This window comes from Sphingobacteriaceae bacterium, from assembly GCA_016715905.1.
In the GTDB taxonomy this organism is placed as follows: Bacteria; Bacteroidota; Bacteroidia; order B-17B0; family Aurantibacillaceae; genus Aurantibacillus.
On sequence record JADJXI010000004.1, the window covers coordinates 734,372 to 758,030 of the forward strand.

Sequence of the window (23,659 nt, forward strand, 5' to 3'; positions counted from 1 at the left end):
CAATTTCTATACATTCAATTTTAAATACCTGAAAAATAAAGACTTAAGGTTTAAAGGGAGATAAAGGACTGAATATTGCTTAATCGTCAAATAATTCGCTGTCGCTAACAATTTTGCATTTAGGTCCGGGGCGTGGAACTATCATGGTTTCAAAAGGCTTCATGGCTTTACTTGCTTTATCATACTTCATCGTTAATTTAACTTCCGATTTGCAAGTAACACCGCCTTTAACTGCAGGATTCCAAGCATTCATCATTTTAACTGCGGCAGTTAACTGTGCATTTAAAATTTGATCAGTTCCGGTAACCATAATTTTTTTAATTGAGCCATCATAATTAATTTGTATACGAATGAGTGCTAACAAATGTTTGCCGTGTCTTTTTTGTTTTTTAGAAAGGGTAATATTGTTTTTAAAAAATTCATTTAAATCATCATCGCCATTTTCATAAAAAGGAGGGCGACATGCTTTAGGATCTTTTGCTCTACGCGGCTTATTAGGTATAGCCTTTTTAGGTTTAGAAGCTTTTAATTCGGCATCACTTGCGGTGTGCGTAGTTTCAGGACCATGACCATCATATTCACCACCATCATCTTCTTCATTATGATGCGGAACTTTTACCGGCTCCGTATTTTTTACGACTTTCTCTTCTGTTTTCTCCTCTTTCTTCGTATCAACTTTCTTTGGTTCTTCAGCTTTCGTTTCCTTTACGGTATTTTCTTTAGGTTTACTTTTTTCTTCTTTTACTTTCTCCGGAGTTTTTACAGGTGTTTGCACCACAGGCTCTTCTACTTTTTTCACTTCTGCTTTTGCTGTTGGATCCGCTTCATAATAAATATAAAAACCTTGAGCTTTTTTAAAGGCCTCATTCTCTCCGGAACGGGTGTATTGACACATGTTTAAATAAGCAGTGCTGAACTGAAATAATCCCGGATAGGTTGCTAATAAATTCTCCCATCGTTCTCTGTTGTTATCTTCCCGCTTTTCCATGTCATCATTATCATATTCAGAAAAAACTAATACAATATCTGTAACTGTTTGTTTTAGTATGGCATCAACAGCAGGATCTTTAGGCATGCCATCGCTTCCTTTCTTCGACTTTACATAAACGTATTTTTTTGCTGTTGGAGTATAGGCTTTTGATAAAGAATCTATATCAATATTCATGTCATCATAAGTTGTTTCCTGGGCTGACATAAAAAAACCGGCTAGAATAGCCAGTACCGAAAATATTATCTTTCTTTTATTCATATAGATGTTTTACAAATAGTGAATATACAATTAATTTTTACTAAAAAGTGAATCTACAAATTCAACTGCATTAAATAATTGCAAATCATTTATCTTTTCTCCTACGCCGATGTATTTCACCGGCACTTTAAATTCATCTGTTATTCCAATTACCACGCCGCCTTTTGCTGTACCATCTAATTTTGTTATGGCTAATGCGTTTACTTCGGTTGCTGCAGTGAATTGCCTGCACTGCTCAATGGCGTTTTGTCCGGTACTTCCATCTAACACCAGCAATACCTCGTGAGGCGCATCCGGAATTACTTTTTTCATTACATTTTTAATTTTGGTTAATTCATTCATGAGATTAACTTTATTATGTAATCTTCCTGCTGTATCAATTATCACCACATCGGCATCTTTAGATTTAGCACTACTTAATGTATCAAAAGCAACACTGGCCGGATCGGCACCCATACCCTGGCTAATTAAAGTTACACCTGCTCGTTCACTCCATACTTTTAACTGATCAACCGCGGCTGCCCTAAAGGTATCTGCAGCACCTAAATAAACATTTTTACCGGCTTGTTTAAATTGATTGGCTAATTTACCAATGGTTGTGGTTTTTCCCGCACCATTTACTCCAACAACCATAATTACATAAGGTTTATTTTCTACTGCAAGCTGGTTTATTTTTTTTAAGTCGGCACTTTCATTAATTAATTCGGTGACTTCTTCTTTTAAAATTTTATTTAATTCCGAAGCGGTTAAATATTTGTCGCGCTTAACACGTGCTTCAATACGTTTAATAATTTTTATGGTGGTATTTACGCCAACATCTCCGCTAATCAATATTTCTTCCAGATTATCTAATACATCGTCATCAACCGTGCTCTTTCCGGCAACAGCTTTGCTTAATTTACCCAAAATACTTTCTTTGCTCTTGGACAAACCGTGATCGAGGCTTTCTTTATTCTCTTTGGTAAATAATTTGGAGAAAAAACTCATTGAAATTATTAGTGTGTTTAGGTTTATAAACAAAAAAATTCTTTCCGGTTGGGAAAGAATTTTCTTTAAATGTCATTCACATATTTATTTTGATTTCAAAAAATCAGCAATGTGATCATTGTGCACAATCTCTTCTTTGAATAAATATGCACCCGTTTTTTGAGATCTTACCATTTTAATCACTTTTGTAAAATCTTTTCCTTTTCCGCTTTTTAAGGTTGCTACAACTTTCTTTGCCATGTGCTATAATATTAAAAATTACTTAATTTCTTTATGAACAGTCATACGCTTTAAAATCGGATTGTATTTTTTCAATTCGATACGCTCAGTGGTGTTCTTTTTGTTTTTAGTGGTAATATAACGAGATGTTCCCGGCTTACCGCTTTCCTTGTGCTCAGTGCACTCTAAAATAACCTGTATTCTATTTTTATTCCTTGCCATTTCTTAGTCTATTAGTATTATAAAATGCCGTTCTGTTTTGCTTCTTTTAAACAAGCACTTATTCCTTTTTTATTAATGTTTTTTAATGCAGATGTAGAAACACGTAATGTTATCCATTCTCCCGTTTCAGGTATGAAAAAACGCTTACGTTTCAAATTCACTTTAAACTGACGACGAGTTTTAGTATTAGAGAAAGAAACTGAATTTCCTCCCATCGCTTTTTTTCCTGTTAACTGACAAATACGTGACATAATGCTTTTTCTTATATTGATAAATTCCCTTTAAAAAGGGACGCAAATATACATCATTAGTGACAATTCACCAAAAACATTATTAAACAACTGTAATTCAAGTACTTAATAAACTTTTTTAGATAATTCAAAAAGGCTTAAATTGCAGAATATTAGTTAACATGAGAAATTTCATCTTATCAATATTTTGTATAGTTAATTTGTTAGGTTTTGGACAAGATACCTTATTTTTCATCAATCAAAAAAAGTTAGCCGTTGTTCTTTTAGAAATAAATCCGGAAAGTATTAAATATAAAAGATTTGACAACAAAGAAGGTGCTACGTATACCGAACTAATTAGTAAACTACAATACGTTAAACTACAAAATGGTGTCATTGAAAAATTTAATAACGAACCAATTAAAGTTGCCAATACCAATGAAAACAAGGAGAGAGACTCTTTGATTTACAATTCAAATAAGGAAGCAGATCCATTTTTTGACGGGGACAAACCAGATGTTTTAATTTTTAAATCCGGTAAAAAAACGGAAGCTAAAGTTTTAATCGTAAATGAAAATGAAGTAAAATACAAGTTGTTTAATTTTCAGGATGGGCCAACTTATCACGCACAAAAATCAGAATTAAACTCTATACAATATGGAAACGGAAGAAGCCAAAATTTGAGCAACAATTCCGAATCATCAACTATAAACAATAATACTGCCTCTAATAATAAGGTGAATACAGAAAATAAAAGTGATAAAGAAGAAAAAGAAGACAAGGAGGATGAAATTACGGAAACTAAAAGCGGATACGCAGACCCGGCAAAAATTTACGGAGCTCCAACTTTAGCGGGAGAAACAAACGCATCCTTGTATGCCCGCGGACAAAAAGATGCAATGATTTATTACAAAGGATATGGAGGTGGCCTTGGTTCTGGCTGCGCAGCACTAGGGTGCACACCAATCCTTGGGCTTATTCCGGCCGTTATAGTTTCAAATACAGAACCAGATCATTTAAATCTGAACATGCCCTATTCCATTTATTCTAGTCAAATAGAATATAGGAGGGGTTATACTGAAACGGCCTATCGAATCAAAAAGAAACGAACTTGGGCAGGATTTGGCATTGGTTCAGGAATTTTTATTGGTATTGGGATACTAGCTGCCTTTGCAAGATAATCATGAATAAATTCATAATCATATTACTTTTATTAATCCCATTAATCAAACCGGTGTTGGCACAGGACACCCTCTATTTTAGCAACACCAATAAGCTTTGTGTGCAGCTTATGGAAATTAATCCGGATAATTTAAAATATAAACGATATGATAATTTAAATGGTCCTATTTACACAGTGAGTAAATCTGAAATCATAAAAATTGTTTTTCCAAATGGCGTTACAGAACAAATTAATCCAAACGAAGGTTTAACAAAAGAAGACGATAAGAATAACGAGGAAGATTTTTTTAGCGGAGATGCGGCAGATACACTTTTTTTTACTTCCGGAAAAAAAACAGTGGTGAAAATTTTAATGAATAGCACAACTGAAATTAAATACAAGTTGTGGGATTTTCAAGATGGACCAACCTATCAGGTTGGTAAGAATGAATTAAACAGTATTCATACAGGAAAGGGCAAAATTATTTCCATGGCTCAGGAAACAAAAAAAGAAGAAATAAAAAGTCAACCGGATGAATACGCAAAATATACCGCTTTTACCGGGTACTCATATGCATTTAATCAACGTTTGTATGATAAAGGAAAAATAGACGCAAGGCGCTACTATCGCCATAATGGCGGGGCAGTAGGCGTTGGTTGCGCAGCGGCAGGTTGCGGACCGTTAATAGGCATTATTCCGGCAGTAATTGTGGCCGATAATGAACCCAAAGAAATAAATTTAAGAATCCCACCAAGCGAATATTCAACACATCATGATTATTTAACCGGTTATAAAGAGGAAGCGAAAAGAATTAAAAAGAAAAAAGTTTGGACCGGATACGGAATTGGTTCCGGTGTACTGGCTGCTTTAACTATAGTTTACTATATCATTTTATTAAACGGTATTTAGGGGCCGTCAATCCTGTTCCAAAATACTTATCCGGATTCCGATGAATAATTACTTCATCGGTATAATTTTCTTCCAAGCAATTTTCAAGTAATTTCTTACCCCCTTCTACCAACACCGACTGAATTCCATTCGCATATAAATAAGCAAAAACATGCTTTAAAATGTTTTGTGAAAAATCCAGTTGAACAAATTGAATATTATCTTTTTCTGAATTCAATTTTGAATTGAAAATAATGGTTTTGGCTGCTTGATTAAAAATATGATGAGTTGGAGGAACATCCAGATTTTTATCCAGAATAATCCGAATTGGATTTTTTCCTTCTACTAAGCGTGTTGTTAATTCGGGATTATCATAAATAGCCGTGTTTTTACCAATAAAAATGGCATCTACACCGGCCCTTATTTGATGGGTTTCGATTAATTGTTCGGGGGTACTAATCATGTTTTCCGAACGATTTTCAGGAACCGGCAATTTACTAATAAACCCATCGGCGGTTTCAGCCCACTTCAAAATAATATGCGGTCTTTTATTTTCATGGAATGTAAAAAACCGTTTATTCAATGCTCTTCCCTCCTCTTCTAATACTCCTTCAATCAATTCAATTCCTTGCGATTTTAATTTTTCTATTCCTTTACCTGACACCAAAGGATTTGGATCTTTATTTGCAATCACCACTTTTTTAAATCCTTTTTCAATAATTAAATCGGCACATGGCGGGGTTTTACCGAAATGCGAACAGGGTTCCAAATTAACGTACAGGGTGCAATGTTCCGGTGAAATATCAATAGGTAAAGCGCGTATAGCATTTACTTCGGCATGTGCTTGTCCATATTTTTCATGATATCCCCGAGATACTATTTTATGATCATGAACAATAAAACAAGCCACCAGCGGATTTGGATAAGCATGCGGATTACCCTTTGCTGCATAAACCAGCAAATCCTTCATAATCCCTTTATCAAATTGTGAATTCAATACCCCTTTTAATCTTACGAATTTATATATTTATGCGTTCAAATCTTGCAATTAGTTTCAGATAATTTTTATTCCAACAAAAAACAGGTATTAGGCATCCTGTTTCTAATACCTGTATTACTTTATTTGAAAAGTGTGTTTTATGATTTCACTCCATTTGATGAACAATGGCTCATATTAAAAAATAAAAATGTCCTTGCCGATTGGTCAAATATAAATCTGATTTTTTCCAAACCTTTGGCAGGCATGTATTATCGTCCGCTTTTAAACGTTTGGCTTATGTTGGATTTTCATATCGGAGGAACTTCACCATTTATATATCATTTAAGCAGCGTGGTCCTTCACGGACTTTGTGTGTTATTGTTGTATTTAATTCTATTAGAACTTCAGGTAAGTAAAAAATTATCATTCCTTTTCACGCTTATTTTTGCTTTGCACCCCATTCATTTACATGCGGTAGCCTGGGTGCCCGGTAAAAATGATTTATTGCTTGGCTTTTTTGCTTTGAGTGCACTTTTATTTTTACTCAAATATATTCAATCCAAAAAATTATACTTTTTCATTATACATTTTTTCTTTTTTAGTGCATCTCTTTTCACCAAAGAAAATGCTTTTTTATTAATCATTCCTTTTTCCATTCTAATAAATTCGCAAAAAAAATCAACTTTTTTAATATCCTTACTATTATGGACCGGCGTTATTTGCCTTTGGTATTTTATCCGACAAAATATTGTTAATCATTATATTCCGGTTCATGGAGAGTTAACAAATTCCATTATCAAATTTATCCAAGGACTTTTCATGGCTATTGGCAAATCTTTTCTGCCCTATCCTCAATCGGTTTTTCCAATCATCAATAATTTTTCCGTTTTAACAGGAATAGTAATTACCATACTTTTAGTAATCCTGACTTTGAAAAATAAATTACGCAACAAACGATATGGTTTAACCGGACTTGGTATTTTTATTTGTCTAATTGCTATACCCCTTTGGTACGGAGCCAATAGTTCGAGCGGTGAACACTACGAGCATCGCTTGTATTTACCGATTATTGGATTACTAATTTTTCTTTCTCAACTCAATATAAATTTTAATCACAAAAACTTTATTAAGGCTATGTATATTTTACTTATCGTTTTTGGGATAAAAGCTTTTATGCGGATGGATGTATATAAATCGCCATTGGCTTTTTGCGAGAGTGGAATAGCAGAAAACACCCAATATTTCCAATTTTATTTCGAGAAGGGAAATATTATGTACGATCAAAAAAAGTTTAGTGAAGCCATACAAAATTTTAATCAGGCACTTGAATTGCAAAGTAGACGTCCGCAAATACTCCATAACAGGGCTAATGCTTTATTGGAAGTTGGGAAACCGGAAGAAGCCATTGCTGATTATAATTTGGCTTATGAAGTTTCGGGGAAAGACCCCTTGATTCTGGTATCCCGCTGTGTGGCTTTTAATCGCATTGGAAAAATTCCGGAAGCCGAACGCGACCTTAAATTGCTTAAACAAAGTTGCGCACAATGTATTCCACCGGGTTTAGAAGAAAATATTAAAAAGAATTTTGACCGATATCAGTTTAATGTTATTCAAAAACTAATTAAGGAAGAACCCGGCAGGGCTATTTATTATGTGAACAGAGCTAAATTGTACCTCGATCATAAAATGCCAAAAGAAGCGCTGGCTGATTTACAAAAAGCCTGTGAATTGGAACCGGAAAACAAGGAATTTCAGACTTATTATCATGAATTAAATCAAAGTTTACCTCGTTAAACACTATTCAGCTCAATCAACTTGTAATTCAACCGAACTCACCCATTATTTCATCCGCTTTACTCATTCATGTCTTAAATGACTTAAACAATTTATAAGTTTGCTCAAAAAAATTCATGAAAAAATTAATTATCCTTCTTTTTATTAGTATTTCAACTCTGCTTAATGCACAAACTTCAACCTTTGTAAAAACATATAGTGTTCAAAACTTAACTCCGGCTGGTTTTCACCCCAAAACTATAATTTACGGTAACTCCCAATTCATAGTACACGCTGAAGGCTCAGGCTCTTTAAGCATTCAAAAAAATAATTTGAACGGAATTCCGGTTACTAAACGTAGCTATGCAAACTATAGCATTCTTGGTAATCCATCTTATTATCTTGAAACACTAAATGGCACATTATTAATAAGCGGGAGTAAAACAACTAGCTTGGGAACTGTACCATTTATTTTACGATTAGACACAACAAACTGCAATAGCATACTCGCTGCCGACTATATAATTGCCGGTTACAACAGTATCAGAATAAATGATGCCAAAGTGTTGAATAACGGAAACTTAATTTTAGTAGGGGGCGCTTCAAATACCGGCACATCAACTGCACAAGACGGATTCGTATTAGCAATTAATATTCCGGCAAATGGTAGTCCACTTTATAGCCACACTTTAACAGTAAACAGCAGTACTAACACAAGCCTAATTTCTATACAAGAAATTAGTAATAGCTCATTTATGTTTTCTGCAAGCGGTAACGGATCGCCTTACCTTGGAAAAGCCTTAAAAACCACAAGCACTTTTAGTACCATTAATGCTTATGGGTGTAGTATAGGCGCCTCCAGATTGAATTCATACACCAATGCAAAGAAAGTTTTTGCGCATACCAATGATTTGATTTTTAAATTAGATACTAATTTGGCTCAATTATCACTTTCTGCACAAATGGGAATAAATATGCCTGCCTGTTTAGGCACCAAATACGCTAATAACAAAATTTACAGAATGTTAACCGGTAACGTGGTGCATATTGTAGATACAGCTTACGCGGTTATTGCTAACACTTATTCTTCAGTAATTGCAAGTTCTTTAACTCCAAAGGATGTTGTTTCAGATGCGAATAATATTTATGTAACTTTTGGCTCGAATAGCACTAGTAATAGACATGATTTACTTAAAGCTTCATTAACCGGCACAATGAATTGTTCGAGCCAGGTTATTCCAAATCCGGTTACAAATGGAACTAACGGAGGTTCCGTTACTGCCACATCAGCCCCGGTTCCATTCAATTTACTATTCAATAACCCGGTTTCACCTACCATTTCTGTAACTTATACCGATGTTTGTAATTCGGTTGGAATAAACGAAATAATCAAAAACAATTCACTTCGTCTTACTAGTAATAACGGAATATATCATATTGCAATTGCTAATGAAATTGAAAATATTCAGTTATTTGACTTAGGTGGAAAGTTAATTGCTAATTTTACCTTTAATTCAAATTCTAATCAGGAAAGAATTAATTTGAATGATTTAACAACCGGTATTTATATTATTAAAATTACTGATTCTAATAAAAATGAATTTAAAGGAAAACTGATACGGTAAATTCTTTAAAACGATGTCTTAAGAACCACAATGTATTGCATTGTGGTTTTTTTTTAGTTCAAAAAAACGTATCTTTATACTCCTCAATTCTATTTCAAAATGTTTGATAATTTACAAGACAAGCTAGACAGAGCCCTTAAAAACTTAAAGGGGCAAGGAAAGATTACTGAAATAAACGTAGCCGAAACTTTAAAGGAAGTAAGAAAAGCCTTAATTGATGCCGACGTTAACTTTAAAGTTGCCAAAACATTTACGGATACCGTTAAAGAAAAAGCCTTAGGACAAAATGTGTTAACGGTAGTTTCTCCCGGTCAATTACTGGTAAAAATTACACACGATGAACTTGCCAATTTAATGGGAGGCACCAAGGAAGATATTTATCTGGCCGGAAATCCAACCATCATTTTAATGAGCGGCTTGCAAGGTTCAGGTAAAACAACCTTTACAGGAAAGTTGGCCAATTTCTTAAAAAATAAAAAAGGAAAAAGTCCATTAATGGTGGCCTGCGATGTTTATCGTCCGGCCGCCATCGATCAGTTGCATGTGTTAGGTGAACAATTGAGTATTCCGGTATATAGCAATAAAGAAGAAAGTAATCCGGTTAAAATTGCACAAGCTGCCATTAAACATGCAAAAGATAATGGAAACAATGTGGTTTTGATTGATACAGCGGGACGATTAGCCGTTGATGAAGAAATGATGAATGAAATTTCTGAAATCAAAAATGCAATTAAACCCAATGAGATTTTATTTGTAGTGGATAGTATGACCGGACAAGATGCTGTGAATACTGCCAAAGCATTTAACGATAGATTAAATTTTGATGGTGTAATTCTAACCAAATTAGATGGTGACACCAGAGGTGGAGCTGCGCTTTCCATTAAAAGTGTAGTAAATAAACCCATTAAGTTTATAGGTACCGGCGAAAAAATGGAAGCTCTGGATATATTTTATCCCGAACGTATGGCCGATCGTATTTTGGGTATGGGTGATGTGGTGACCTTAGTTGAAAAAGCTCAAGAACAATTTAATGAAGAAGAAGCCCGAAAATTAAGCAAGAAAATAGCCAGCAATAAATTTGATTTCAATGATTTTTTAAGTCAATTACAGCAAATTAAAAAAATGGGTAATATGAAAGATTTAGTGGGCATGATACCCGGCGTTGGTAAAGCGCTAAAGGATGTGGATATCAATGAAGATGCTTTTAAAGGAATTGAAGCTATTATCTCAAGTATGACCCCCGAAGAACGCAGCAAACCCGAATTAATCAACGGATCGCGCAGACAAAGAATTGCCAAAGGAAGCGGACAGGGAATTCAGGAATTAAATAAATTATTAAAACAATTTGAAGATACCCGCAAAATGATGCGCATGATGAATGATAAAAACGCTATGGCTAAAATGATGCGGAATATGCCGAGACCGAAATAATGAAATTGAAGAACTATAAAATACTTATCCCCATTTTTCTACTTTTTACATTTGTTAATGATGCTTGTAAAAAAATCTCCAAACACCCTTTAAATCTTTATGGAATATGGGTTTCTAGTGAAGGTTATTGTGGCTATATGTATTTGGAAATAAATAGAAATAATATTGGAACTTACGGAACAGATGCATATTACATAGGTTGCAGTTATAAAAAATGGACTGGAAAAGTTCGTTATAATAGTGTTAATATGTTTATAGGTTCAACTAAAATGACATTCATAAAAAAGCCCGAATTAAATTTTTCAAATGACTCAGCGGCCGGGCATGGTTGTCCCAAAAACCGAATTTTAGCAACAATGACCATCCAATTATCCAAATTTCATAATGACGCGATTTATAATTTCAAAAAAATAAAAGATTATTGATGAATACTAGTTTCTAACAGTAATTAATTTAGAAAAAAAATATTTTGCTACTCAAATATGATTTAAAATTATGCCATTCCGAAAAAAATCATTTAATTAGAGCTTATGAATACAACAACCATGAATTTAATAGACGGGAAATCGGTTTCCTTAAAATTACAGGATGAAATTGCGGCTGAAGTAAAAAAAATTGTTGAAGCAGGCGGAAAAAAACCGCATTTAGCAGCCGTTTTGGTAGGAAACGATGGAGGCAGCGAAACTTATGTAGGAGCCAAAATTAAAGCTTGCGAAAGAGTTGGATTTGAATCAACCTTAATCAGACGTCCGGAAAATATTACTGAAAAAGAACTATTACAAATTGTTTTCGAATTAAACTTAGACAAGTCTATAGATGGGTTTATTGTTCAATTGCCTTTACCCAAACACATCGATGAGCATAAAGTAACCATGGCCATTGCTGCCGAAAAGGATGTTGATGGATTTCATCCCGCTAATGTGGGGCGAATGGTATTAAATCTTCCGACTTATGTAAGCGCAACACCTTATGGTATTGTACGTTTATTGGGAGAATATAATATTGAAACCAGCGGTAAACATTGTGTGGTGATAGGAAGAAGTAATATAGTGGGTTCGCCTATGAGTATTTTAATGGCCAAAAATAATAAAGTTGGAAACTGTACTGTTACACTTACCCATAGTAAAACAAAAGACCTGGCCGCTATTACCCGTTCAGCCGATATCATTATTGCTGCTTTAGGTAAACCCGAATTTTTAACCGCTGATATGGTAAAAGAAGGGGCTGTAGTGATTGATGTGGGTACCACTCGCGTGGAAGATAAAACCACTAAGAGCGGATTTAAATTAAAGGGAGATGTAAAGTTTGATGAAGTTGCGCCTAAGTGCAGTTATATTACACCGGTTCCAGGTGGAGTTGGTCCAATGACTATTGCCAGTTTATTAAAAAACACATTACTAGCTGCAAAAAAGGAAGTTTATCAATAAGAATATTGCATTATTCTATTAATTTATTATTTGATGACCTTAAATAAAACCGGCGATTGGAGTTTTGCGCCAGCGATTGAGCGGCATGTTTAAGCTCCTTCGCATGAAAGATTAGCCCGGCGAAGAGCGAGTAGCGAAAGCGCGTTAAGGCGCCCATATTAAAAAATCTATACTTTTAAGAAGGATATTTTTTACTTTTTTAAATCTTTTAATACTTTCAGTGAGAAAATTAAAAGCAAAAAAGAGGCTAAAGAAATACAGGCCCACATAAACCAGGGCTCTTGCCATAAATTAGTTTCAACCGGAGTTACTTCAGAAACTATTGCCGGAATAAGTGCAAGTTCAGATCCATTGCCAATAATTAATTGTTTGGAAATTTTATCTTTAAAATAAGCGATATCATACACCGGTAATGCTAATTTTTTATCCCCGGCTTTTAAAATATATTTTTCGTTTTCCTTAAAATCAGCAACCAAATAAGATTGCAGCTGACTAAATTCTATTTTCTCAATTTCTAAAGCAGGATTATCGTTATTCTTAATCTCTATTTCAAATTCACCTTCTCTGAAATTACTAATCTCAAAACTATTGGAATGGTCAGAATTTAATTCAAAACTCATAATCAAGTCGCGGTATTGCTCAACTTTTTTCTTATTAGTTTGTGTGCGATTAACGTAAACATTCACTTCTCGCTTAAAAAAATTAGGTGCTTTTATATTGAATCTAATTTTATTGATAATTGCGGCATTTTTAAATTTCACTTTTATTAAAGTCGTTTTATTCTCCTTTACTTCGGTGCTTATTAAGGAATCTGCTTTTATTTCGTTTAATTTTCCGGCACTTATACAACCCTCAAAATAACCCGCTTTCAAAATATTTAAGGGTTTAGTGGAAAGATCTTTAATTTCAAACTTAATGTATTTGTAATTTACCGGAGGGAAATGAATGCTTCTATAGGCATTCGTATTATCTAAATCATACAAGTGATGTAAAAATATATGATCGCTAATCGAAAACCATTCCTTATTGTCATTGCTCCCGGTAATATCACACACTTTCCAGGCATCAGAATTTACGATGTTTAAAATTACATGTCCGATTTGTTCTGCATTTGGATTATGAATTGTAAAACGCGTGTAACGCCCCTGCCCTACTTCTTTATTTAAAATTTCATACTCTTTAAATGAAGTTGAATTATATTTAAAGGTTTCGTTCACCAAAAAATAAGGCGTTTCCCTTCCGGCAGAATCAAACAATCTTACATCACTAAAATCACTTTTAGCATAATTTTTTAATTCGGAAGAGATGGCTAAGGCTTGCAAAGCATTTTGCTTAGGCGTAAAAGCCAAACTATGGGTGAATACCTGGGAAATTCCAAGTAAACCGAATAAGATAAAACTAAGCGTTAGTATTTTCCTCATTATTGCTATTGTTTTTGGTTTGTGCATCATCCATTAAAATGGCTTTTATTTTTTGATACATAAACGACATAATTAATAATAAAACACCCAATAAAATAAAGGCTATAATTTTACCGGCTTCGCTTACATCTTTTATATCGTAAGTGAATAATTTAATTAAGGTAATGGCCAGTAATACTAAAGCCATAATACGAAGCGGACGAATTTGTCTTTTTATTCCAATACTTAATAAGGTAAAAGAAATAACTCCCCAAAACACAGGCAAGGCTGTTTTGCTGATCTCTTCCTTCATATAATCTATAACGGTATGCACCAAAAAATAATCATCTCGGTAAAATGCATTCATTTTCATCACCAACACATTTAAAATAACTTCATTTGACAAAATAAAAATTCCAAAGAATCCGAAAATCCAGTACAAAGCATTCTTTCCGTTTACAATAAAGTTATTTTGTTTTATTCCCTGTTTAATACATAATATAAAATGAGCAGTTAACACTAAAAGTGAACCAAAATGAAACAAAAAAGTATGGTAATACTTTTGTTCAGTATAACAATTATCCGTTATTTCATCGTAAGGCAATAAACTGTAAATAATAGTATAAATTAAAATATTTAAACACAATTGAATAAAAGAAAGTGTGAATTTAGATTTACTGTATGTTTTTAATAATAATATTCCGAGGATTCCCGTAAAAGCAAAATGATAAAAGAAGCAAATACCGGCAACTGAATTTGCTTTGTCGATATAGTTATCGCTTTGATTTCCGATTTCCAGCATACCGGTAAAGTAGGCAACTACGGAAGCTGTTATTAATAATATATTTCCAAAAATCTTTGGATTTAAATCATACCACTTTGGTTTTTCTTCCTTAGTTTGTTTATACAGTAGCATACCGGCTATAAAAAAGGCAGCAGCGGTAAATACACCGGTAATAAATGCTTTATTGATGAGTACAGGCATATGCTGATCTGCACCACTTCCGTAAAAGTTGATTAAATCCATGACAAAACTCACCACGGCACAGGAACTAATGAGTAATGAAGCTAATTTAAATGCCTTTAATTGTGTTTTACCCGCTAACCAAACTAAAAGTAAAGCTTCAGCTGCCCAGAACATGGTGATGTAATTCCCTTTCAATTGCACCGGTGCGGCAAGGGTGGCAAAGGTTAAAGTCATGCCCAATAAAAGGTAAACCAAATTCTTATCCGACTTAAATTTCTTATGCAATAAATAAGCGAGTATGAAATTAAACACGCCCACCACAATGGTGTAAATTCCTTTCAGGTGCCAAGCATATTCTTTTAATGCTAGCATGGAGGCGATATAAAAAACAAAGTTATTGCTCACCAATATAATTAGTTCAACATAAGTAAATGCTCTTTTTTCTTTGATGTTATTTACAATATTCATTAAAACAAATACCAGGTAAAATATATTGCCAAATAAAAAGGCACCGGCATAAGGCGCATTTACAACACCTACTACTTTTGTTCCCAACCAGGCGCAATATAAAATTACCGTGAATGCATAAGATAGAATATTGATGATGTTCCATTTTTTAATATAGGCCAACACCAACATGCCAATGTCCAAAATCAAAATATAAGTAAACAAAACTTTGTAATTGCCTTCGCCTGTACTTAACATTAAGGGCACGCCAAAACCTCCCACAAGGGCAAGCGCTGCCAGTTCTTTTCGATCATAGGCCACTGAAATTAAAACACTGAAGCCGGTTATAATGACCATAATCAAAAAGGCAACTGTTTGTGAAAAAATATGATATTCGTGGAAAGCTATGGCAATGGTAAAGTAAAAAACAGCAACAGCGCCGGCCACTAAAATGGAACTGAATGCCTTGAATTTGGTATGCAATTTATGCGCAAAAACCATAATGATGGCGCCGGTTAAAATACCTATGCCTACCCTAGCCGTTTCATTTATCCAATCTTTATCAATAGCGTATTTCACAAAGAAAGCTATGCCCAATACTAAAATGGTAATGGCTATTTTGCTGAGTAAATTCTCGCCAATAAATTTTTCGAGATCAGGATTGTTTTTCCGAAAGGTTTCAATAAATCCGGGAGACGCAACTTTAATCGGAGCTTTGGTTATTACCTTTTGTTCTGGAACTTTTTGTTGCGGTATTTCAGCTTCCTTTTTGGTTACTTTAATTTCCTCTTTAGGGATTGGAATTTCCGTTTTCTGAACTTCTTTAACCGGCTCAACTTTAATTTCCTGCTGCAGCGTTTTCTCTTCCTCTTTTTTTACTTCCGAAACTATTTGCTGGCTTGTAACCTGAGTTTTTTCATTTAAAAATTTGAGTTGAATAATAATCTGTTTTTGCAGATTATCTATCTTATTCTGAAGCTCTTTAATTTTGCTTTTTTGTATGGAATGAAATACAATAATTAAAACTAAAACAACCAATAATAAAAAAATTTCCATAACCGTATAATACTAGCGAATATAATAAAATATAGGGCACTAACAAGTAGGAGTTATATCCCAAAAATTCATAATTTAATGTGTACTGCATTTGTAAAATATTATTATTAAGCATTCTTACAAAGCAAGGAATGATTACCTTTATTTATTGATTTTTTTAAAAGATAATATAGGTATAGCTTGGGAATCGATTAAAGCGAACAGACTACGTGCTATCATTACCATGCTCATTATTGCCATTGGTATTACTGCATTGGTTGGTATACTTTCAGCAATTGATGCGATTAAAAACGGTATAAATAACAATTTCACCAGTATGGGCGCCAATACCTTTACTATTCGTAATGCCGATGGTAGTATTCGTATTGGAAGAAAAGGTAAAAAAGCCCGAGTTTTTAAACCGATAACCTATAAAGAAGCCGCAAAATTTAAACAGGATTTCACGTATGATGTAACCACTTCCATATCTACCATGGCAAGTGGCAATGCACGGGTTAAATATTCTAACAAAAAAACAAATCCAAACATTCAAATTTACGGGAGTGATGAAAATTATTTGACTACAGCAGGTTTTGATTTAGAAAAAGGCCGGAATTTTACACCTTCTGAAGTACAAGGCGGTGCACATATAGTATTATTAGGTCACGAGGTGAGGTATAATTTATTTGGAGATAAAGAAGACCCTATTGATAAAACCATTAAAATTGGTGCGGTACGATATAAGGTAGTAGGCACTTTAAAGGAAAAAGGTACGGGTGCCGGTTTTGGTGGTGATAAGCTTTGCATTATTCCGGTTACTAATGCGCGACAATATTTTGGAGGTCCGGATATGGATTTTACCATAAACGTTTTATGCAAAAATAGTTTTTTACTTAATTTAATTATTTACGAGTCTAAAGGAATGTTTCGTAAAATCAGAAAAGTAGGTATTACAGAAGAGGAAGATTTTGATGTGGTAAAGTCAGACAATTTAGCTTCCCTATTAATCGGAAATTTGCAAAAGGTAACGGCGGGCGCAACCATAATAGGATTAATCACTTTATTAGGGGCAGCCATTGGTTTAATGAATATAATGTTGGTAAGTGTAACGGAAAGAACCCGGGAAATTGGAATTAGAAAAGCCATGGGGGCTACGCAAAATATAATTAAATCACAGTTTTTAATTGAAAGCGTGGTAATTTGTGTATTTGGGGGATTAATCGGCATATTATTCGGAATTATCATTGGTAATTTAATCAGCATGGCCCTGGAAACCGGATTTTTCATTCCCTGGTTTTGGATTATCAGCGGCGTTATTATTTGTATTGTAGTTGGATTACTCAGCGGATACATTCCCGCTAAAAGAGCCTCCAAGCTTGATCCTATTGAGAGTTTACGATTTGAGTAGGTAAATCAACTCCGTTTAAATACTTTTTATAATATCAAACCTAATTTTAAGGAATGCTACAATTTGTAGCAAGACATTGCTACGCGCCTAGCTACCTTTGTTGTGATGATAGCAACGGCAAACACTTATTTTAAAGGAAGAGGCGCTCAATTGAATACCTTAAACCGATTTGAGAAATCTTCCTACGTGACCGATTATCAAGAAGTTTTGGATGAAGAATTACTCTTGGAACAAAAAACAGAAGTAATCTTTACGATTCCTAAAACAATAATAAATACGGTGCAAAGTCCGGATTTGGGCATGGAGTATTCCTTAAATCCCTATCAAGGCTGTGAACATGGTTGTATTTATTGTTATGCACGGAATACCCATGAATATTGGGGATATAGTGCGGGGGTAGATTTTGAGCAAAAAATAATTGTTAAACAAAATGTAATCGAAGTTTTAGAAAAACAATTGAGCAACAAAAACTGGAAAGTTAAACCTATTGTGATTTCCGGAAACACGGATTGTTATCAGCCACTAGAAAAGAAATTTGAGATTACCAGAAAAGTATTGCAAACCTGTTTAAAATTTAAACATCCGGTAAGTATCATCACTAAAAATGCTTTAATACTACGTGATTTAGATGTATTAGCTGAATTAGCCTCTTTAAACTTAGTTCATGTAATGATTTCCATTACCGGAACGGACGAAAAAATGAGGAATAAATTAGAACCTCGTACAAGTACATATCAAAATAGATTGAAAATAATAGAAGGTTTAAGCAAGGCAGGGATTCCTTGCGGAGTGATGATTGCGCCGATTATTCCCGGCATTAATAACCATGAAATTCCTGCGATAATAGATCTCGCCGCAAAATCCGGCGCCACTTCTGCCGCTTATCAAATTGTTCGTTTAAATGGAGCTGTCGGTCCAATTTTCAAAGACTGGCTAACTAAAACATTTCCCGATCGGGCAGAAAAAGTTTGGAACCAAATATGTGATGCGCATGGAGGAAAAGTAAACGACAGTAGATTTGGTGTTAGGATGCGCGGCGAAGGTAAAATGGCTAAATCCATAAAACAGTTGTTTGATATTTCGTTAAATAGATTTATGAAGAATCGAAAAAAATTTGAATATAATTTAAATGATTTTAATTATAAAGCAGCCAATGAACAATTAAGTTTATTTTGATTGGCTATTAATAAATATTAATTTAAACAAATGAATAAGCACTTAAAAATTTCCAACTCAGTCACCATTACTTGTACACCGAAGCGCTTGTGGCAGGTTTTAACCGAACCTGAACTGATAAAGATTTACTTATATGGAACTGAAACACTAACGGATTGGAAAATTGGAAGTGATATTGTATTTCAAGGAGAATATGAAGGTCACAAATATCGAGATCATGGGAAAATATTAGATATTATTTTACATGAAAAAATACAATATAGTTATTGGAGTGGTTTTAGTGGTTTAGCCGATAAGCCGGAAAATTATCACACGATTACTTATAGAATTAAATCCAATGGAGAAAATTGTGAATTTACCTGGGAGCAGGAAGGATTTGCCGATGAAAGCAGAAGGGATCACACCCAAAAAAACATGCCTGAATTTTTAAGTTCCATTAAAAAATTAGCAGAAATAGTTTAGTTTTTTATGGAATTAATACTTTTTCATCATCTTAACAGTAAAGATGATGAAAAGTTATTTTATTTATGTGTTTCTTACACTATTAGCCATAGCTAGCATTGGTAACGCACAAAAAATACCAGTTTCGAATTTAGAAAATACTAGATCTGAAATACAACAGAAAGCTATTTATTTAAATGAAAATTGGAAAAGAATTTCCGATAGCAGTCAGGCTTCCTTTAAACGTATAACACTTTTAAAGGATAATAATAATTTGCTACCCATGGGCGCATGTGGCAAGAAAAACTGGGAATTATACGGTTACAGAGATTCTTCTTCCAAATATACACTGCTTAATGGAGAATATTATTGGTTTGATTCCAAAAAGAGACTCAGTTCAGTACATTCATTTAAGGACGGGAAATATAAATACTGCAAAGAGTATTATAAAAACGGAGAATTGAAGCAATTTTTTAATTACGAAAGTGATTCATTAAACTCATTATGGTCGGTGACGCTGTACTCCAAAAAAGGGAAAATTAAAACAATGTATTTGATGAAATCGGATGAACATGGAAAATGGCCTAAAACAAGAGATTAAACCAATATTATTTTCTTTATTTAGTTTCCTTGCATATTAATTCACACAAGAATAAAACATCAATAGTTTCTAGTATATGAGCACCATGATTTATGGAAATGAATTTTGAATGGGGTATTAAACTAGCAATATGCTTTGATTCCTTTTCGCTTACCATTTTATCGCCTTCGCTCAAACAAATACACACCGGGTTTGTAATCTTTTTAAAATCCTGTTCTTCTATAGGATTCTTCTCCCCCATCGCATGCATCATTCGGCCGGTTTTCTGCAATAACTCGCGCCAAGATTCTCCATGCAATTCTTGTAGTATATGTGCGAATTTCGGAATTTTAGCTGCAATTAATTCCGGATTTAAATTTTTTATTTCCTTTGATGCAATTTCCGGATTCCATTCAAATTTAGTACCTAAACAAATTATCACATTCAATAAACCGGGATTTTGCAAAACGGTATACAAAGCAACATAACCTCCCATACTATACCCAAAAACATCAACACCTTGTAATTTGTTTTCATCAATAAATTCGGCTAATTCGTTCGAAAATTGTTCAATTGAAAAACCTTTGGCAAAAGTTTTTTTTCCATGACCCGAAAAATTAAACGTGTATACCTTTTTCCCTTGCGAAGATAAATTTCTTTGAAGTGCATTAAACTGAACATCGCTACCTAAAGCGCCGTGCAATAAAATTATTGAACTCATAAACAAACTCCAATAACCAACACATCATCAACCTGTTCATGATTACCTTTCCATTCTTCAAATGTATTCTTAAGAACAAGTTTTTGTTGAGCTGAATTCTGATTGATAATTTCAGAAATTAATTTATGCATGTTGGCCACCATTAATTTTTTACCTCTGGGTCCACCAAACTGATCAGCAAAACCATCACTAAAAATAAAAAACTTATCTCCTTTTTCAACATCTATCACGTGATTAGCATACAATCTACTCTCTTCTAACTCTAATCCTCCAATAGGATATTTAGTTGGTTTAATTACTTCAACTTTATAATTTTCTTTTTTACGGTACAACCAAAGCGGACGGTTAGCCCCGGCAAACTCTACTTTAGCACTCTTTTTATGAATAGCACATAGGGCGATATCCATACCATCTCTCCTTTGACTTTCACGTTCATTACTACTCAAGGCTTGTTTTACTCCTTTATGTAATTCAAGTAAAATATCACCCGGGCTAACTGCCAGTTTAGCATGCAGAATTTCATTCAGAATGGTATTTCCGACAATGCTCATAAAGGCACCGGGTACCCCGTGACCGGTACAATCTGCTGCAGCTATATATTTAATTTCGTCTGTTTCATAAAACCAGAAAAAATCACCACTAACTATATCTTTAGGCTGGTAAAATATAAACGCATCATTAAACGATTGTTCTGCTTTTATAATGGAAGGAAGTAAGGCTTCTTGAATATTCTTAGCATATTTAATACTATCGGTAATTTCAGTATTCTTATGTTCAATTTCCTGTTTCTGTAAAATAACTTCCTTATTAATATTTTCAACTTTTTCTTTTTCTTCCCTTAACTCTTTAGTTCTGATTAAAACTGTTTTTTCCAATTTAATATTACTTTTCTTTAATGCATTGGTTTTATACGCATTATAGGCGGCTATACCGACTAAAACTAAAATAACTGACAAGGAATAAAACCACCACGTTTTATACCAAGGGGGCAAAATTTCAAATGCAAAAGTTGCCGGTGTTTCATTCCAAACACCATCATTATTCATTGCTTTAACACAAAACGTGTACGTGCCTGGCGGCAATGACGGATAAGTAATTTCAGTAGTTCCTATTTCCGGACTCCAGCTTTTTTCTAAACCGGCAAGTTGATATTTATAACGAACTTTTTCAGGAACCGTTAAACTTACACCATCATATTTGAAATTTAAATTATTTTTATCATACGGTAAAACCAAATTTTTAGGTAAATGGTTTATGGAATCAAAGCCTTCACAATATTTTTGAATATCATCTAATCCAAATGAGAGTTCAACATTTACTACATGTACTTTTGGTTCGAGTTGATTTATGAAATCATGTACCGGATCGTAAATTTGCAAACCATTTATTGTGCCAATAAAAATTCTATTACTTTCATCAATTGCAATAGCATTAGCATTGGACTCTTTACTTAATAACCCTTCTTCTTTTACAATTTGTTTTAAGTGTAATTCTCCTTTGTAATATTTGTTTAAATCTAAAATCCCAATATTACTATTTCCACCTATAAATAATTTATTTTGCCTATCTATTGCTAACAAACAAATATTAGAACTGGTAACATGGTATCCTTTTCCAATTAAATTAAAACTTTGATTACTGAAATGGTAAAGTCCTTTTTCAGTTCCCAACCAAACATTGTTATATTTATCTCCTACAATAGCATTTATTCGACCAGTAATAAAACCATTCAGCTTATTGTAATATGTTAATGAAGCGGCATCCTTTTTGATTACTCCAAAATCTGTAGCAAACCATAAATTTCCTTTATTATCTTCCCTAATACAATAAATACTTAATTCCTCTCCTACAGGGCATAATTTATTTACATCGTGACATTCTTCAATATTTTCATTTTGAAGTTTATATAATCCATTGGTAGTACCAATATATACTATTCCATTTTTATCTTCATATAAACTGTAAATGTATTTCCTTCTAATCAGGTTATTTTCAATAGTAATAAACTTTTCATTTTCAAAATAACACAAACCTTCTTCAGTTCCGAAATATAACCTTCCTGCCTTAGTGCAAATAATGCTATTGATATTGTTATCAACCGGACCAACACTCGTTTTAAAATCATTTTTAAAAACTTCGATCTGCTCATTTTTAATTCTCACTGCTCCAAAGCCGGTTATTGCTAACCAAGTATTTTTATCTTTATCAATACAAACTGAAGTAATATAATTAGCGGGTAAACCATCATTCTTACTCATGTAAGTGAATTTCTTACCCGAATATTTATACACTCCGCTTCCATTAGTTGCAATCCATAAATTTTGTTCCCGATCTAAAAGCAGATCTAAGACGTGACTATTAGTGAACCCTTTACTTGCTCTATAGCTTGAAATAATATTATTCTTAAAATCAGCTTTGATTAAACCTTCGCCAAATGAACCAAAATACAAAAGATTATCCTTAGCCTTTTCAATACATGTAAAAGATACATTCATGTTTTTATTAAATTCTTGTACCGATGAAATTTTATCATTAGTGTCGATTTTATTTAAACCGGTTTGAGTACCAATTAGTATTTCCCCTTTTTCTGTTTCATTAATTGAAAAAACATAATCGTTTGTTAATCCATTGGCAGTAGAATAATGACTGTACTTATTTTGGGGAAGATTAAACTTGATGGCACCGTTTTGAATTGTGGCAAACCAAATATTTTGTTTTCCATCTATATAAATTCTGTACACAGAACTGTTTTCAAGAATAGAATCTCCTTTTAACTCTTTAATTGAACCTGATTCATAAATAAAAACACCCCTGCTGGTTGCGATATATAATTTGTTATTGTAAAATTTAGTATGGAAAATAAATGTAGAAAGTAATCCGTTCTTTTCATTGTAATTAGTGAACGTTTTGTTACTATAAACGCTTAATCCTTTTCCGGTTCCAAAATATAATTCTCCATTCCCATTCCCGCTTATTGAATAAACTACATTATTAGCTAACCCATCATTAGTGTTTAAATTAAAAAAATGTTTGCCATCAAATTTGCTTACACCTCCGCTATTGGTTCCAAACCACAAATAACCCTTCTCATCCTGATAAATACCCAATACTTGAGATTGCGGTAAACCATCTTCTGTACTGTAATTTTGAAAATTATGGCTTTGAGCATAAAGCGTATTATAATTTACATAGCAGTAAAATAACAGGAAAAGGATAATTGCTCTCATTATATTTCAAATATAAGAAAAAAGCCAAACGTATGTTTGGCTTTATATTTAGATGGTTATAATTT

At 33.5% G+C, this 23,659-nt stretch carries 21 protein-coding genes; 11 read left to right on the plus strand and 10 right to left on the minus strand.

Features of this window, described 5'->3' with window-relative positions; genetic code table 11:
• Nucleotides 1–79: 79 nt before the first annotated feature.
• From IPM51_07515 to IPM51_07535, 5 genes are all read right to left on the minus strand, one after another.
• Nucleotides 80–1,249: a hypothetical protein gene (locus IPM51_07515; protein ID MBK9284156.1), complete on the minus strand. Its 1,170-nt coding sequence runs from the start codon at nt 1,247–1,249 to the stop codon at nt 80–82.
• A 30-nt stretch (nt 1,250–1,279) separates the two neighbouring features.
• Nucleotides 1,280–2,236: a signal recognition particle-docking protein FtsY gene (ftsY, locus tag IPM51_07520; protein MBK9284157.1), complete on the minus strand. Its 957-nt coding sequence runs from the start codon at nt 2,234–2,236 to the stop codon at nt 1,280–1,282.
• 84 nt (nt 2,237–2,320) lie between these two features.
• On the minus strand, nt 2,321–2,476 hold the full coding sequence (locus IPM51_07525; GenBank protein MBK9284158.1) for a DUF4295 domain-containing protein: 156 nt from the start codon (nt 2,474–2,476) through the stop codon (nt 2,321–2,323).
• 18 nt (nt 2,477–2,494) lie between these two features.
• Nucleotides 2,495–2,677, minus strand: coding sequence for a 50S ribosomal protein L33 (gene rpmG / locus IPM51_07530; GenBank protein MBK9284159.1), 183 nt, complete (start codon nt 2,675–2,677; stop codon nt 2,495–2,497).
• A gap of 17 nt (nt 2,678–2,694) precedes the next feature.
• Nucleotides 2,695–2,928 (minus strand): 50S ribosomal protein L28, encoded by a 234-nt coding sequence (locus tag IPM51_07535; GenBank protein ID MBK9284160.1) that lies wholly within the window; start codon nt 2,926–2,928, stop codon nt 2,695–2,697.
• Nucleotides 2,929–3,089: 161 nt separating this feature from the next.
• On the opposite strand from IPM51_07535, the gene IPM51_07540 reads away from it, so the two are divergent.
• Both IPM51_07540 and IPM51_07545 read left to right on the plus strand, forming a co-directional pair.
• Nucleotides 3,090–4,088, plus strand: coding sequence for a hypothetical protein (locus tag IPM51_07540; protein ID MBK9284161.1), 999 nt, complete (start codon nt 3,090–3,092; stop codon nt 4,086–4,088).
• 2 nt (nt 4,089–4,090) lie between these two features.
• On the plus strand, nt 4,091–4,978 hold the full coding sequence (locus tag IPM51_07545) for a hypothetical protein (protein MBK9284162.1): 888 nt from the start codon (nt 4,091–4,093) through the stop codon (nt 4,976–4,978).
• On the opposite strand, the gene ribD is transcribed toward IPM51_07545, so the two are convergent.
• On the minus strand, nt 4,956–5,954 hold the full coding sequence (ribD, locus tag IPM51_07550; GenBank protein ID MBK9284163.1) for a bifunctional diaminohydroxyphosphoribosylaminopyrimidine deaminase/5-amino-6-(5-phosphoribosylamino)uracil reductase RibD: 999 nt from the start codon (nt 5,952–5,954) through the stop codon (nt 4,956–4,958). The two genes, IPM51_07545 and ribD, sit on opposite strands and share 23 nt — an antisense overlap.
• A gap of 45 nt (nt 5,955–5,999) precedes the next feature.
• Here ribD and IPM51_07555 point away from each other — a divergent pair, with 45 nt between their 5' ends.
• From IPM51_07555 to IPM51_07575, 5 genes are all read left to right on the plus strand, one after another.
• Nucleotides 6,000–7,730 (plus strand): tetratricopeptide repeat protein, encoded by a 1,731-nt coding sequence (locus IPM51_07555; protein ID MBK9284164.1) that lies wholly within the window; start codon nt 6,000–6,002, stop codon nt 7,728–7,730.
• A 116-nt stretch (nt 7,731–7,846) separates the two neighbouring features.
• Complete coding sequence (locus IPM51_07560) at nt 7,847–9,334, plus strand: T9SS type A sorting domain-containing protein (GenBank protein ID MBK9284165.1); 1,488 nt, start codon at nt 7,847–7,849, stop codon at nt 9,332–9,334.
• A gap of 99 nt (nt 9,335–9,433) precedes the next feature.
• Nucleotides 9,434–10,765 (plus strand): signal recognition particle protein, encoded by a 1,332-nt coding sequence (gene ffh, locus IPM51_07565; GenBank protein MBK9284166.1) that lies wholly within the window; start codon nt 9,434–9,436, stop codon nt 10,763–10,765.
• Nucleotides 10,765–11,190, plus strand: a complete 426-nt coding sequence (locus IPM51_07570; protein MBK9284167.1) for a hypothetical protein — start codon at nt 10,765–10,767, stop codon at nt 11,188–11,190. Before ffh ends, IPM51_07570 begins: the two co-directional genes overlap by 1 nt.
• Before the next feature lie 120 nt (nt 11,191–11,310).
• Nucleotides 11,311–12,192, plus strand: coding sequence for a bifunctional 5,10-methylene-tetrahydrofolate dehydrogenase/5,10-methylene-tetrahydrofolate cyclohydrolase (locus IPM51_07575; GenBank protein MBK9284168.1), 882 nt, complete (start codon nt 11,311–11,313; stop codon nt 12,190–12,192).
• Between the two features lie 191 nt (nt 12,193–12,383).
• Here IPM51_07575 and IPM51_07580 read toward each other — a convergent pair whose 3' ends face one another.
• Together IPM51_07580 and IPM51_07585 are read right to left on the minus strand one after the other, a co-directional pair.
• Nucleotides 12,384–13,613: a hypothetical protein gene (locus IPM51_07580; GenBank protein ID MBK9284169.1), complete on the minus strand. Its 1,230-nt coding sequence runs from the start codon at nt 13,611–13,613 to the stop codon at nt 12,384–12,386.
• On the minus strand, nt 13,591–16,062 hold the full coding sequence (locus tag IPM51_07585; protein ID MBK9284170.1) for a DUF2339 domain-containing protein: 2,472 nt from the start codon (nt 16,060–16,062) through the stop codon (nt 13,591–13,593). Before IPM51_07585 ends, IPM51_07580 begins: the two co-directional genes overlap by 23 nt.
• Before the next feature lie 151 nt (nt 16,063–16,213).
• On the opposite strand from IPM51_07585, the gene IPM51_07590 reads away from it, so the two are divergent.
• The 4 genes from IPM51_07590 (at nt 16,214) to IPM51_07605 (ending at nt 19,667) form a co-directional block, all read left to right on the plus strand.
• The gene (locus tag IPM51_07590) at nt 16,214–17,449 is read left to right on the plus strand and encodes an ABC transporter permease (GenBank protein MBK9284171.1); all 1,236 of its coding nucleotides are present in this window, start codon (nt 16,214–16,216) and stop codon (nt 17,447–17,449) included.
• Between the two features lie 105 nt (nt 17,450–17,554).
• Nucleotides 17,555–18,625, plus strand: a complete 1,071-nt coding sequence (locus IPM51_07595; GenBank protein MBK9284172.1) for a PA0069 family radical SAM protein — start codon at nt 17,555–17,557, stop codon at nt 18,623–18,625.
• Between the two features lie 30 nt (nt 18,626–18,655).
• Nucleotides 18,656–19,087, plus strand: a complete 432-nt coding sequence (locus IPM51_07600) for an SRPBCC domain-containing protein (protein MBK9284173.1) — start codon at nt 18,656–18,658, stop codon at nt 19,085–19,087.
• Between the two features lie 46 nt (nt 19,088–19,133).
• A complete protein-coding gene (locus IPM51_07605) occupies nt 19,134–19,667 on the plus strand; it encodes a hypothetical protein (protein ID MBK9284174.1) in 534 nt (177 codons plus the stop codon).
• Nucleotides 19,668–19,683: 16 nt separating this feature from the next.
• On the opposite strand, the gene IPM51_07610 is transcribed toward IPM51_07605, so the two are convergent.
• Nucleotides 19,684–20,367 (minus strand): alpha/beta fold hydrolase, encoded by a 684-nt coding sequence (locus tag IPM51_07610; protein ID MBK9284175.1) that lies wholly within the window; start codon nt 20,365–20,367, stop codon nt 19,684–19,686.
• Nucleotides 20,364–23,594, minus strand: coding sequence for a SpoIIE family protein phosphatase (locus IPM51_07615; GenBank protein ID MBK9284176.1), 3,231 nt, complete (start codon nt 23,592–23,594; stop codon nt 20,364–20,366). Before IPM51_07615 ends, IPM51_07610 begins: the two co-directional genes overlap by 4 nt.
• Nucleotides 23,595–23,659: the final 65 nt, after the last annotated feature.